The sequence below is a fragment of the Bacillus sp. JJ1773 genome (genome assembly GCF_036962035.1).
GTDB lineage: Bacteria > Bacillota > Bacilli > Bacillales > Cytobacillaceae > Cytobacillus.
This window is the reverse complement of record NZ_JBALNX010000026.1, coordinates 80881-93902: the sequence shown is the minus strand read 5'-3', so window position 1 is coordinate 93902 and position 13022 is coordinate 80881. Positions and strand designations below refer to the sequence as shown.

Annotated in this window: 11 protein-coding genes and 1 pseudogene; 9 read left to right on the top strand and 3 right to left on the bottom strand. The window is 36.4% G+C overall.

The features are described from left to right. Nucleotides 1-717 precede the first annotated feature (717 nt). Both V7127_RS06200 and V7127_RS06195 read left to right on the top strand, forming a co-directional pair. Nucleotides 718-972, top strand: coding sequence for a DUF1292 domain-containing protein (locus tag V7127_RS06200; protein WP_335353922.1), 255 nt, complete (start codon nucleotides 718-720; stop codon nucleotides 970-972). A 282-nt stretch (nucleotides 973-1254) separates the two neighbouring features. Then, nucleotides 1255-1365 (top strand): annotated as a pseudogene (locus V7127_RS06195) (VOC family protein); the annotation flags it as partial. A gap of 114 nt (nucleotides 1366-1479) precedes the next feature. Here V7127_RS06195 and rpsD read toward each other — a convergent pair. Then, nucleotides 1480-2082, bottom strand: a complete 603-nt coding sequence (rpsD, locus tag V7127_RS06190) for a 30S ribosomal protein S4 (protein ID WP_335353923.1) — start codon at nucleotides 2080-2082, stop codon at nucleotides 1480-1482. A 547-nt stretch (nucleotides 2083-2629) separates the two neighbouring features. Between rpsD and V7127_RS06185 the strand changes: the two genes are divergently transcribed. Together V7127_RS06185 and megL are read left to right on the top strand one after the other, a co-directional pair. After that, nucleotides 2630-4519: a sensor domain-containing diguanylate cyclase gene (locus tag V7127_RS06185; protein WP_335347565.1), complete on the top strand. Its 1890-nt coding sequence runs from the start codon at nucleotides 2630-2632 to the stop codon at nucleotides 4517-4519. Between the two features lie 123 nt (nucleotides 4520-4642). Further along, a complete protein-coding gene (megL, locus tag V7127_RS06180) occupies nucleotides 4643-5833 on the top strand; it encodes a methionine gamma-lyase (RefSeq protein ID WP_335484327.1) in 1191 nt (396 codons plus the stop codon). A gap of 42 nt (nucleotides 5834-5875) precedes the next feature. Here the strand turns inward: megL and V7127_RS06175 are convergent, their stop codons facing one another. Continuing rightward, nucleotides 5876-6355: a GAF domain-containing protein gene (locus V7127_RS06175; RefSeq protein ID WP_335353925.1), complete on the bottom strand. Its 480-nt coding sequence runs from the start codon at nucleotides 6353-6355 to the stop codon at nucleotides 5876-5878. A 262-nt stretch (nucleotides 6356-6617) separates the two neighbouring features. Here V7127_RS06175 and refZ point away from each other — a divergent pair, with 262 nt between their 5' ends. Continuing rightward, a complete protein-coding gene (gene refZ / locus V7127_RS06170) occupies nucleotides 6618-7253 on the top strand; it encodes a forespore capture DNA-binding protein RefZ (RefSeq protein WP_335347562.1) in 636 nt (211 codons plus the stop codon). A 30-nt stretch (nucleotides 7254-7283) separates the two neighbouring features. Here refZ and hisJ read toward each other — a convergent pair whose 3' ends face one another. Beyond that, nucleotides 7284-8075, bottom strand: a complete 792-nt coding sequence (gene hisJ / locus V7127_RS06165; RefSeq protein ID WP_335484325.1) for a histidinol-phosphatase HisJ — start codon at nucleotides 8073-8075, stop codon at nucleotides 7284-7286. A 240-nt stretch (nucleotides 8076-8315) separates the two neighbouring features. On the opposite strand from hisJ, the gene ezrA reads away from it, so the two are divergent. The 4 genes from ezrA to V7127_RS06145 all read left to right on the top strand — a co-directional run bounded on the left by ezrA (nucleotide 8316) and on the right by V7127_RS06145 (nucleotide 12912). Further along, entirely contained in the window at nucleotides 8316-10001 is a 1686-nt protein-coding gene (gene ezrA, locus V7127_RS06160; protein WP_335347560.1) for a septation ring formation regulator EzrA, read from the top strand. Nucleotides 10002-10243: 242 nt separating this feature from the next. Further along, nucleotides 10244-11386 (top strand): cysteine desulfurase family protein, encoded by a 1143-nt coding sequence (locus tag V7127_RS06155; RefSeq protein ID WP_335484323.1) that lies wholly within the window; start codon nucleotides 10244-10246, stop codon nucleotides 11384-11386. Between the two features lies 1 nt (nucleotide 11387). Further along, on the top strand, nucleotides 11388-12593 hold the full coding sequence (thiI, locus tag V7127_RS06150; protein ID WP_335484321.1) for a tRNA uracil 4-sulfurtransferase ThiI: 1206 nt from the start codon (nucleotides 11388-11390) through the stop codon (nucleotides 12591-12593). Nucleotides 12594-12717: 124 nt separating this feature from the next. Further along, nucleotides 12718-12912 (top strand): alpha/beta-type small acid-soluble spore protein, encoded by a 195-nt coding sequence (locus tag V7127_RS06145; RefSeq protein ID WP_335347557.1) that lies wholly within the window; start codon nucleotides 12718-12720, stop codon nucleotides 12910-12912. Nucleotides 12913-13022: the final 110 nt, after the last annotated feature.

The window sequence follows — 13022 nt, the reverse complement described above, 5'->3', positions numbered from 1 at the left end:
CTCGAAGATGGTAAGGTCCATGGCACAACAAAAGGAAGTACTGAGGAAACAACAGCAAACCTTAATTTGCAGGCAAAATTCAGCGATGAAGATGATGAGCCTGAAATAGGTACTTCCCCGGTAGCCATTGTAACACCTTCATAAGGTAGAAATAAGGAATGATAAAGAAGTCGGCGAGTCGACTTTTTTTCTTATTGTGTGAATATTTTTCTTTCCAAATTATTGGCTATTGGTGAAATTTTGATAGATAAGCATTAGTCAGCTAGTACTAGAATAAATGTTTTTTTAGACATACCGATTAAAGAATGGTGGAATCTATATCGAGAAAGCAATAGGAAACTAATTGAGGAAGAAATTAGAGAATCTTTAGGTGAACTTTCTTTGGAAGAACTTCAAAGGATCCGTGAACAGATAAAAGAAAAACAGAATTGAATGTACAGCAGTTAGATTAACCTAATACAACAAAATTGTTTGAAGGAATCGTTACAAAAATATGTGCATTCTGCTTTAATTGGGATGCTTTATTCTTCTTTAAGTAGCGGAGGTTAGTGGCAGTTCAAACTTTCAGGTGATTTTGTTATATATTAATAATTGTATGTTTAATGTTTAAATCTGGATTTCCTACATGAATTTAGACTTCTTTGGAAATAAAATGATTATGATTCTTTTAAACGAAGATCCGTGCAAGACAATTTAAAAAAAGAAAGGGGCTATCTCATGAAAAACATTAAAGAAGGCGAAATCTTTACAAATGACCAGGGCGAGGAAATTGAAGTGCTGGCAGTCGTAAATATGGAAGGGACAGAATACGTTGCAGTCAGCTTCGTGGAGGATCTTCAAGAAGAAATCGAGGAAGACATTGATATTTTCTTTTTAAAGGTCAATCAGGATGGAGATTTCACAGCCATTGAAAGCGATGAGGAATTCGACAGAGTTTCTTCAGCCTTTGATGAAATAATGCAAGAAGACTAATACTTTACAGGAAAAAAAGGGAGTAAAAAACCTTGCTAATGGGGCTGTTGACAATCTAATAGGAATATCGAAAATCTGTGTAGAATTTATTCTATACAGGTTTTTTTATTGGGGGAATTTATATGATAGGTCGTAAAGATGATTAACAAAGTAAAATGGAATTTAATGGTTTAAACGATTTTGTTCCATCAAACCATATTTCTTCGACAAATTAATGAGAAGATAGATTTTCCATTATATATAACAAAGCGGAAAGGTATTATTCAAAACTTGTTTAAGGACAGAGGGTATTCTGGAAGGAATTTTGTTTTTTATGATTTAGATGGTAATAAATTTGATGTATGGGGTGAACTTAGTCCAATCTTCAAAGAAAAATATCTTATTTCCAGATAGCATGCTAAAGGAGGCGATGATTCTACAAAACAGAAAACAAATAAAAAACCCTAGAACCATTGATATAACAAGGTTTCTAGGGTTTTTACTTACGCTATTTACAAAGCGTATTAATTAACGAGAGTAGAACTCAACGATTAGAGATTCGTTAATTTCAGCTGGAAGTTCAGAACGCTCTGGTAAGCGAGTGAAAGTTCCTTCTAATTTGTCAGCATCGAATGTAACAAAATCAGGAACGAAATTGTTAACTTCGATTGCTTCTTTAACAATGTCAAGGTTGCGAGATTTTTCGCGAACGCTGATTGTTTGACCAGGTGCAACACGGTAAGATGGGATATCTACACGCTTGCCATCAACTAAGAAATGACCATGGTTAACAAGTTGGCGCGCTTGGCGACGAGTGCGTGCTAAGCCTAAACGATAAACAACGTTATCAAGACGTGATTCTAAAAGAACCATGAAGTTTTCACCGTGTTTACCAGCCATTTTGCCAGCTCTATCAAATAGGTTACGGAATTGACGCTCATTTACACCATACATATGACGAAGCTTTTGCTTCTCTTGTAATTGTAATCCGTATTCAGATAATTTTTTGCGTTGGTTTGGACCATGTTGTCCAGGAGCGTAAGGACGCTTTTCTAATTCTTTACCTGTACCGCTTAGAGAGATTCCAAGACGACGAGATAATTTCCAGCTTGGACCAGTATAACGAGCCATTTAAGACTCCTCCTTTAATGTTTTTATTTTGGTAAAATAAAAACAGATGTGCTATAAGTTATGGTCATTTTGTTTTCATGTACCTTCGCCCTAGCAGCTAAGGGTTACGCAGTACCCCTTCTTCAGAAAAGCTTCGAAAAGCTAATTGAGGAACAAAATGAATTCATAAAACAGTACACATAGGCTGCAATATTTTACACAAAGAGTATTATATAATTTTTGATTAAGAAAAGTCAAGGAGTATTACGGAAGATGGTGAAGAAAGCGGCTTAATTTTTTCCTGCTCCCATCATTTATATATGATATAATAAAGTAAGTAAGATTAAAACCATCTAAGAGTGATACTAGTGAATGAATTAAAAAAGAGTAGTTTATCCGATTTATGTTAATCGGTTTTTTTAAATTGGTTACAGTTTAGTTTTAACAAATCGGGTATAAGTATTGGGACAGTTGAAATGAAATAGTCAAAAAGAAATAAGAACTTTTGTCTATTTACATATATAATGGATTTATATGGGAAACGGGAATGAAAATAGGTGATGATTAGATGGTTAATAATGAGCATGAATTAATATTGAAATTGAAAAGTAATTTTTTTGATATCATAGATACAGAAAATGGCTTTTTGGTATATGATGATGTATTGAAAAATATGCTCTCAGCCATCAAAACCTTATTAAATGCCAAGGAAGCTACTTTTTTTAGTTTTAATAATTGTAAAGAGAAATTACTGATTGAGACCTCTACACTTAACAGCATAGAACAAGTGACATGCCCAAATATTTCTAAGGAAGAATTGATAAATGAGGTTGGTCAATTACAGTCCTTTTATCGTGAATTGCCGGGATTTGAAGAATATGATTTAATGCTAGTTTTGGAGAAAAAGAATTCCTTTCTTGGAATTATGGCTTTGAAAGAGCAAGAAGCTGGTATGAACTCTCTTTCTGATAATGTTCTCGAGGGAATAAGTCATCATACTTTAAAATTTCTTGAAAATGTTCAATCACTTAATAATAAAGTATCAGAGGATAGAAGGTATAAACAGCTATTCCGTGTGACAGAAAAATTTCATTCTACGATGAATATGGATGATGTCCTCGGCGAAATTATTTCTACACTTAAAGAGGTCTATCCAACATTCACTTACTACCTACTGCTTTCACATGATAATCATATGCTTGAAGATCTGCCTATAAAGGATTTAGACTTCAATAGCGAAAATATTGCGGCTATGCAGGCATATGTAACAGGCAATATTCAATTTGAAGATTCCGTTCAAATGAAACGATCAGTTCTATATGCACCTTTGAAAGGAAAACAGGGCGTTTATGGGGTTTTGCAAGTAATTGCTTCCAATACCATTGTTTTTCCAGATAGTGAAGTTGAGTTTATCACTCTTTTAGCAAATACAGCGGGGAGTGCATTAGAAAATGCTCAGCTTTACCAGCAATCGAAGCGCCTTATTACAGACCTAAAATTAATCAATGAAACTTCTCATCGCTTGAACTCAAATTTAAGATTAACAGAATCAATGGCGTTTATGACTGAGCAAATTTCGGACTCTTTTGGAGCAGAAGAAGTTGGTTTCATCTTATACGGTAAAGGTGGAAAACAAATTGAGGTATTAAAGGGAAGTACAGCTTTCTTTCACACAAGTGACGCAGAAAGCTATATCCAATATATAAAGGGCAGAATTGATAAAGAGGTGGAGTCCCTTTTTATTGGTGATTTTCAATTGTCATTTGAATCAGGTGTGAAGCATTTTAAATCGATAATGGCAGTTCCTATGACCCAGTCTGGAGTCCTAAAAGGGTTTGTACTTGTTATGAGTGAGCCGCCTTATCGCTTCTCTTTTGAAACCTTTAAGCTTCTGCAATCTTTGATCCACCACTCCACTCTGGCTATTACAAACTCAATGCTTAGAGAGGAACTTGAAAAGATGGTTGTAACAGACCATTTAACTAAGCTATATTCGCGAAATTATCTCGATGATAAAATTTATCAATCGATGAACGAAGATCATGAAGGAACGTTTATAATGATTGATATTGATAATTTTAAAACCATCAATGATACGTATGGTCATCAAGTTGGGGATGAGGTTATCATTCAGGTGGCAGGGCTGATAAACGCCAATATTAGGGGAACAGATATTGGTGCAAGATGGGGCGGGGAAGAACTTGCCATTTACTTGCCAGGAGTTTCTTTAATCGCTGGCGTGGTGATAGCTGAAAGGCTTGTTGCGAGAGTGTGTGAATGTTCCAACCCTCAAGTGACCATTTCATGTGGAGTTTCACATTGGACCAGAGGACAAGGGGATACGTACGCCTCATTATTTAAACGTGCTGATAAAGCATTATATGTTGCTAAGCAAACTGGAAAAAATAAAGTCATTGTTCAAGAAAGTGATATTGTCATTGAAAAGACTTCGCCATAATTCTGTGGCGAGGTCTTTTTTTCCTCATTAAATAAGCATTCAAAACTTTCATATTATGCATACCCTGTAAAGAGATCTTTTTCTATTTTATGATGAGAGCGTTTACCGAAGAGGGGAGATTTTATGAAAGAGAAAAAAGATGTGAGTTTCGAAACGAAGGTCATCCATGAAGGATATGAAGCAGAAAAATATTGCGGCAGTCTGGCACCGCCTATTTTTCAAACATCAACATTTGCATTTGAAACAGCCCAGCAAGGTGAAAGGCGCTTTGCTGGAAAAGAAGAAGGCTTTGTTTATTCTAGACTTGGGAACCCGACAGTAAAAATGCTTGAGGAAAGAGTAGCGGCATTAGAAAATGGTGAAGCTTGCCTAGCATTTGGGTCGGGAATGGCTGCTGTGTCTGCTGTTCTGTTTGCACTGACCAAAACAGGTGATCATATTTTATGCTCCCAAGGTGTGTATGGCTGCACATTTGAGCTGCTTCAGATGATGAATGATAAATATAATATCAGTCATGACTTTTCTGCGATGGAAACAAGGGAGCAGCTGCTTGAAGCCATCCGTCCAGAAACAGTTTGTATCTATGTAGAAACACCTATTAATCCAACTATGAAGCTTGTAGATTTACAAATGGTTGCTAAAATTGGAAAAGAAAAGGGAATTTTAGTTGTAGTAGATAATACTTTCAGTTCCCCTTATTTACAAAATCCAATCAATCTTGGCTGTGATGTTGTTATCCATAGTGCGACTAAATATATTTGTGGTCATGGAGATGTGATTGCAGGTCTTGTAATTGGGCCTAAGGAGTTTATTGAGGAAGTGGCCATGACAACGCAAAAGGATATAGGCGGAATTATTTCTCCTTTTGATGCTTGGCTGCTGCTAAGGGGTTTAAAGTCTTTGGCAGTAAGGATGGATCGCCATTGTGATAACACAGAGAAATTGGCAGATTACCTGCTTTCACATCCAAAGGTAAACAAAGTGTATTATCCTGGACATAAACATAATTCAGAATTTGAAATTGCTCAGAAGCAGATGAGAAGACCAGGCGGAATGATTTCCTTTACTTTGAAAGGGGAAAAGGAAACAGCTCAAAATTTTATGAATGCATTAAAACTTATTAAAATTGCCGTAAGTCTAGGAGATGCAGAAACATTAATTCAGCATCCAGCGACAATGACCCATGCGGCTGTACCGAAGGACTCCAGAGAAAAAATGGGGATTGATGATACGCTTTTAAGACTGTCTGTTGGACTTGAATCTTGGCACGACATTCGTGACGACATTGAACAGGCATTGGAAAAAGTAGAATAAGAGCAAAACGCGATGAGATTTTTCATCGCGTTTCTTGTCAATTTATAAAAAGGAGACCAATATTCGTGTGAAATCTTCAAGCTCCTTCTGGTCAACCTCATCAAATCGATTTTTTTCAGGTGAATCAATATCCAGAACACCGATTAACTGGCCATTTTTGATGAGTGGGATAACAATCTCTGATTGAGATGCTGCGTCACAGGCGATATGGCCTGGGAATAAATGAACATCTTCTACACGGACAGTTTCCATGAGTTTTGCTGATGTACCGCAAACACCCCTTCCAATCGGAATTCTAACACATGCTGGAAGGCCCTGAAATGGCCCAAGGACAAGCTCATTGTTATCCATTAAATAAAATCCAACCCAATTAATCCGATCTAAAAATTGGTTTAATAGAGCGGAAGCATTGCTTAAATTTGCAATTACATTACTTTCCCCCTCAAGCAATGCAGCAAGCTGCTTTTTTACTAATTTATAGTTTTCTTCACGTTTCCCGTGGTAAGTTTCGACGTTAAACAACTTCATACACCCTACTTTCTATCAATGTTTTTAAAAAAATCGCAAAATCAGAAGAAATACCCAATACTTTGTCGAGATTTTTATAAAGGATATAGTGATTTTAACAAGAATGTTTATACATAACAAGAAATCCACGTTATTTGACAATTTTTCGCTGTTACTGTCAATTTGCTTATGGTCGCTATCTATGTTTTTACGCTAATGATCGTGATGAATATGTTTGTTGTAATAAAGCTAATAAAATTATAAAGCAGGTGAAAACATGAGCAGAGATGTGAAAAGGGCAATTGTTAATGCAGCAATCAGTCTATTTAATGTCAATGGATTTGATGGCACATCGGTACGGGATATTGCCAATAAGGCAAAGGTGAACTCGGCAAATATTGCTTATTACTTCGATAATAAACACGGATTGCTAGAGCATTGCTTTACAGTTTTTTTCGAAGGGTATGTGGAGCAAATTGAAGATGGATTTTCAACCCTTGATCAGGGTGCAGCAGGCTGTTTGAGAAAAATTACGGAAAATGTGATGTATTATCAATTTGAAAATATTTATTTAACGAGATTAATATGGAGGGAAATTTCGATTGACTCTCAGGTTGTTCGTGAAATTATGTCAACCTATTTGATGAAAGAAAGGTTTTATTTAAGTAAAGTATTTGAACGAGGAATGATAACGAGAGAATTCCGAACTCTATCTCCTGATTATATGATTCTCCAATTAAAGGGGCTATTAAGTATGCCTTTTTTAAATATACAATATATGACCGAAGTTTTGCATGTGATGCCAAACGAAAAGTATTTTGCTGAGAAATACGTTCGTGAAGTTTATCACTGGATTGATGGGGTTATATGCAAGCGGCCGTATGACCCGCCAATTTATCTAGCCGTAAAATAAAAATGGAAGGAAATCTAAGCAGGATTTCCCTCAAAAAAGCATCTCATCCATCCCTTGCCCAAGATCCTTAATTTGATGAGAATCAGATCCATATACAAGCGGGATCCCTTTTTTCATGGCTTCTTTTACAACCCAGTTAGGTGGATAGGGCTCCCTGCATAGAGGTTTGGAAAATCCAGCGCCGTTATAGTCTAGCTCATATCCCTTATTACTAATAGCTGAAAGGACCTCTTGAATAAGTTCAACAAATTCCCTTTGTGCCGGAAATTTTTTTTGGAATTTTTTCACTAACGTCATATGACCGATCCTTTTTGGTTTGAAAGGACCTAAGTCAGAATGAATGGACTTAAGCAATGTATGAAAATATGCCTCGTAAATAGCCTCGATAGAACCATATTTTTCAATCATTTGCCCAAAAACTTCAGGGCTGTAATCCAGACAGTCATAGCCATTTCCAAACTTTAAAAAATGGACAGATAATATAGAGTCGTCTAATAATGGTCCATATTGAGTTAGAAAGGAGTGCGTCTCTTCTTCAAATCCCTCAATAAAATCTACTTCAAGTCCTGCGTTAATTTTGATTTTTTGACTGAAGATAGATTTTACCCTTTCTATTTCTTGCAAGTACTTCTCAAGCTCTTCCATTCTCATGGAGCTGTCCCGGGCTGGTGTGGGGTCATTAAATCCTATAGGCAGTGGTGCGTGCTCGGTAAATGATATTTCCTTAAAACCTAAGGCAATTGCTTTTTCGACATAACCCTCAAGAGCATCATTCGTGCCATGAGGACAGAAGGGAGTATGAATATGTCCATCTTTTTCCATTAGAAAATTAAACCTTCTTTCTGTAAAATTCAAGAAAAGGCAAAATATTTGAAAAAATGACACGCTTAGTGTTCAATAAAGAATACAATGTACATTTTTTTCCCTAATTTAGATAAAAAATTGAAATTAATAGTCAAAAATTGTCGTATACATGGTATCATAAAAACATTGAACTGAACATTATTTTTAATTCGATATAGAAGGATTTGGCTCGGAACAGAACAGGGGGCTTTTTGGAGAATGGAATATATTATTGGCGGCATCGTCATCGTGATCGTGCTTTTTTTAACAGGATACATATTAAAGAAAAAATATTATAAAGAAATAGATCGGCTTGAAACATGGAAGATGGATATTGTTAATCGCCCTGTTCTCGATGAAATGTCTAAAGTAAAGCAATTAAATATGACTGGACAAACGGAAGAATTGTTTGAGCGCTGGAGAACTGAATGGGATGATATTGTTACGGCCCAGCTTCCAAATGTTGAAGAATATTTATTCGATGCGGAGGAATATATCGATAAATACCGCTTTAGGAAGGCAAAAGAAGTACAGCAGTCTACCGAAAACTTTTTAAACGAAATTGAAGAAAATATTAAAAAGTTATTAAACGAATTGAACGAGCTAGTTGGAAGCGAAGAAAAGAATAGGTCAGATATTGAAGAGTTGAAGGATTTATATCGCGAGAGCAAGAAATCCTTATTGGCACATCATCACACATATGGGAAAACAGCTGATATTCTTGAGCAGCATTTAGATGAAACCTTTGCAAAATTTGAAGTTTTTGATGAAAAAACAGATAATGGCAACTATCTAGAAGCACGGGAAATTGTTTTAACCATTCATGCTCAGCTAAATGAAGTTAAATTTAAAATGGATAGAATCCCTGAATTTCTTGTCGAGTGTCAATCGAAAATCCCATCTCAATTGAAAGAATTGAGTGACGGATACAAAGAAATGGTTGAACAGGGATATATCCTTGATCATATTGAATTTGATAAAGAAATAAACAGACTTGAAAATCAAACATCGGCTTATTTAAGTCTAATCGAGATGGCTGACATGACAGATGTACAAAAAGGAATAGAAGAAATTAAAGGCAGCATTGATTTCCTTTATGAACTGCTTGAAGCTGAGGTTCATGCGAAGCATTATATTGGACAGCAGGATGAGCCCACAAGGAATATGTTATTTACGAATAAAGAAATAAACAGGCAGTTAAAGGATGAGGTGGAGCTCGTCCGTCAAAGCTACCATCTTTCAGAAAAGGATATAATCATTCAGACAGAGCTAGAGAAGAAGTTAAGCCAATTAATTAAAAGCTATGAGGTTCTGGAACACAAAATAATTTCAGAAAACACGGCTCATACATTGCTTAAAACGGAGCTTGAAGGAATTAAAGAACAATTGGAAGAGATTGAGGAAGAGCATGTTAAGTTTGCAGAAAAGCTTCAGGCACTAAGAAAAGATGAAATGGCTGCTCGTGAAAGCATTGATGATTTAAGAAAAAGATTGGCTGAAACATCAAGGCTTGTTTCAAAAAGCAATATTCCAGGGCTTCCTCAGGACTATTTATATTTAATGGAAGATGCAAAAGAGAGCATTGGAAATGTCATTCTGAAGCTTGATGAAAAGCCGCTGAATATCCAAACGATCCAGCAATATTTAGAGGTTGCTGTGCTGACTGTAGAAAAAATTGTCAATACAACAAATGATATGATTGAAACGGTCATGCTCGTTGAAAAAGTTATTCAGTATGGAAACCGCTATCGGAGAAGATATCCCTCAGTTGCAAGAGGCTTACAGGATGCAGAGGCTTCCTTTAGAGGATTTGATTACAAGACAGCCTTAGAGCAGGCAGCAACAGCGGTAGAGGAAATTGACCCTAGTGCAATGAAGAAGATTGAAGAATTAATAAGTGAATAGTAAAGAAGAAGAGGTGTCCGATAGGGATACCTCTTCTTCTTTGGTTATCTTATGATAGGTCTTTAGTGGATTCTATATTCTTTGTCTCATTAAGATCATTAAAAATTTGCCAAATAAACTTAAAACGTTTTACACCTAATTTTCATTTTTTGCGATAATATAGGAAAGATGCATTTTCATTCAATCATATTTATGCTAAGATTTACAGTTGCCATCCGTTTATTTTTAGGAGGAAAGTAAAAATGATTTACTTTGATAATAGTTCAACGACTAAGCCATATAGAGAGGTTTTAGAGTCTTTTTTAAAGGTTTCCTCAGAGTATTTTGGAAATCCATCATCCTTGCATGGGCTAGGTGCTCAATCGGAAAAGCTGCTTTCCCAAGCAAGAGAACAAATAGCAAAGCTTTTAGATGTCCAAAAAAATGAAATATACTTTACTTCCGGCGGGACTGAAAGTAATAATATTGCGATAAAAGGTGCGGCTCTCATGCATAAAGGCAGGGGTCGGCACTTAATAACAACCGAAATTGAACATCCTTCAGTAAAGGAATCCATAGAGCAATTAAAGGGACTGGGCTTTCGTGTCACCTATGTCCCTGTTGACCAATACGGGATTGTAAAGGTAGAAGATATTGAAAGAGCGATTTGTGATGACACCATTTTAGTTTCTGTTATGCACGTAAATAACGAGATTGGCTCTATTCAGCCAATTCATGAAATTGGACAGCTTCTCATGCAATATTCTAAAATCCTTTTTCATGTCGACTTTGTTCAAGGTATTGGAAAGGTGCCCCTGAATATTCGTGAAAGCCGAGTGGATTTATGTACAATATCAGGGCATAAATTTCATGGCCTAAAGGGGACGGGAGCTCTGTTTGTTCGAGATGGGGTAAAGATTTCTTCATTAATTACAGGCGGAGGACAGGAATGGCGGCTTAGAAGTGGAACTGAAAATGTTGCAGGTATGGTTGCGATGGCGAAGGCTCTTAGGCTAACATTTCTGCAGCAAACAAAGCAAATAAATAATATGGTGAAAATTAAGGATTTTTTAAGAGACAAATTGGAAATGATAGAAGGGGTTACTATTCATACCCCTATTTGCCAGTCGGCTCCTCATATTATTAATTTTTCAATAAAAGGATTTAAGGCTGAAGTGTTCATACATGCTCTGGAGGAAATGGATATTTACGTTTCATCTACAAGTGCATGCTCTTCAAAAAGGCAAAAGGCAAGCACGACATTAATCGCTATGGGCATTCCTGAGGAAGAGGCGTTGAGCGCTATTAGAATTAGCTTATCCTATGATAATACACTTAATGAGGCAGAGCAATTTATGAAGGCAGTAAACGAAGCCGTTGCTAGGCTAAGAAAGGTAATGAACTAAAATGAATTATGATCGTATTCTTATTCGATATGGAGAATTATCAACAAAAGGAAGAAACAGAAAGTTATTTATCGATCAATTACGGAGAAATATTAAAAGGGTTCTCCGTAATTTTGAAAAAATAAAAATTGAAGCAAATAGAGAAAGAATGTTTGTGTTATTAAATGGAGAAAACGGTGATGAGATCATCGAGCGTTTAAGGCATGTATTTGGTATTCAATCATTCAGCCCCGCGGTAAAATCGGAAAAAGACTTAGAAAAAATGAAGGAAGCAGCCCTGTCGCTATTTCTGAAAATTTATGAGCCAGGACAAACATTCAAAATTACAACAAAAAGAGCAGATAAAACCTTTATTCAAGATACAAATGAAGTTAATCATACATTCGGCACCCATCTATTAAAAAATGTAGAGAATTTAACGGTCAATGTAAAAAATCCCGACATCAATCTTCAAATTGAGATCAGGGAAGAAGGTGTTTATCTTTCGTGTGAGACGATTCTGGGTGCTGGCGGGCTTCCGGTCGGTTCTAGCGGAAAAGCCATGCTGATGCTGTCAGGCGGCATCGACAGCCCTGTAGCCGGGTTTCTATCCATGAAAAGAGGTATAGAACTAGAAGCGGTTCACTTCTATAGTCCGCCTTTCACGAGCGAGAGAGCGAAACAGAAGGTTTTGGATTTATCAGAAAAGCTGGCTCATATAAGCGGTGAGGTTGTCCTTCATATTGTGCCATTTACTGAAATTCAGCAGCTCATTCAGCAGCAGATTCCTGAGAATTATTCGATGACTACGACTAGGCGGCTTATGCTAAGAATCACAGATCAAATAAGGAAGAATAATGAAGGCCTGGCTATCATTACTGGCGAAAGCCTTGGACAGGTTGCGAGCCAAACACTTGAAAGTATGTACGCAATAAATGATGTAACAAATACTCCGATCATCCGGCCGTTAATTACAATGGATAAGTCCGAAATTATCGATATTGCCCATCAAATTGATACATTTGAAATATCGAATCAGCCTTATGAGGATTGCTGTACAGTGTTCGTTCCTTCATCTCCAAAAACAAAACCTAAACGTGAAAAGGTACAGTACTATGAAAGTTATACAGATTATGAGCCTTATATTAGAAAAGCTGTTGAAAATACGGAAACGATCCGGATTAAACCGGAATCTTTAAAGCAGGAAATGTTAGAAGATTTATTTTAATGCTCTATAAAAGTTGGTCGACAAGGCTCTCTTAATCTGCCAGAAGTTGAAACAATTACCAATAAATATTTGAATATGGCCATGTGATTCTACACATTCTATACTCACAAGGAGGTGAAGTCACATGGCAAACAACAGCTCAAACCAACTTCTAGTTCCTGGAGTGCAACAAGCTCTTGACCAAATGAAGTATGAAATTGCTAGCGAATTTGGTGTAAACCTTGGAGCAGATACAACATCTCGTGCTAACGGATCTGTCGGAGGAGAAATCACTAAGCGTTTAGTACAAATGGCTGAACAGCAATTAGGTGGTCGCTAATCTTAATTAAAAAAAAATAATATGGCTACATGGAGCAGGATATTTACATCCTGCTCCTATTTTATTTTCCCTTGCCTATATAGGTTAAACCTAACCTTTGATACTAAATA

What these genes read in the sequence shown, in the direction of transcription:
- V7127_RS06200 (WP_335353922.1), top strand. Translation starts at nt 718, where the DNA reads ATGAAAAACATTAAAGAAGGCGAAATCTTTACAAATGACCAGGGCGAG.
- rpsD (WP_335353923.1), bottom strand. Translation starts at nt 2,082, where the DNA reads ATGGCTCGTTATACTGGTCCAAGCTGGAAATTATCTCGTCGTCTTGGA.
- V7127_RS06185 (WP_335347565.1), top strand. Translation starts at nt 2,630, where the DNA reads ATGGTTAATAATGAGCATGAATTAATATTGAAATTGAAAAGTAATTTT.
- megL (WP_335484327.1), top strand. Translation starts at nt 4,643, where the DNA reads ATGAAAGAGAAAAAAGATGTGAGTTTCGAAACGAAGGTCATCCATGAA.
- refZ (WP_335347562.1), top strand. Translation starts at nt 6,618, where the DNA reads ATGAGCAGAGATGTGAAAAGGGCAATTGTTAATGCAGCAATCAGTCTA.
- hisJ (WP_335484325.1), bottom strand. Translation starts at nt 8,075, where the DNA reads ATGGAAAAAGATGGACATATTCATACTCCCTTCTGTCCTCATGGCACG.
- ezrA (WP_335347560.1), top strand. Translation starts at nt 8,316, where the DNA reads ATGGAATATATTATTGGCGGCATCGTCATCGTGATCGTGCTTTTTTTA.
- V7127_RS06155 (WP_335484323.1), top strand. Translation starts at nt 10,244, where the DNA reads ATGATTTACTTTGATAATAGTTCAACGACTAAGCCATATAGAGAGGTT.
- thiI (WP_335484321.1), top strand. Translation starts at nt 11,388, where the DNA reads ATGAATTATGATCGTATTCTTATTCGATATGGAGAATTATCAACAAAA.
- V7127_RS06145 (WP_335347557.1), top strand. Translation starts at nt 12,718, where the DNA reads ATGGCAAACAACAGCTCAAACCAACTTCTAGTTCCTGGAGTGCAACAA.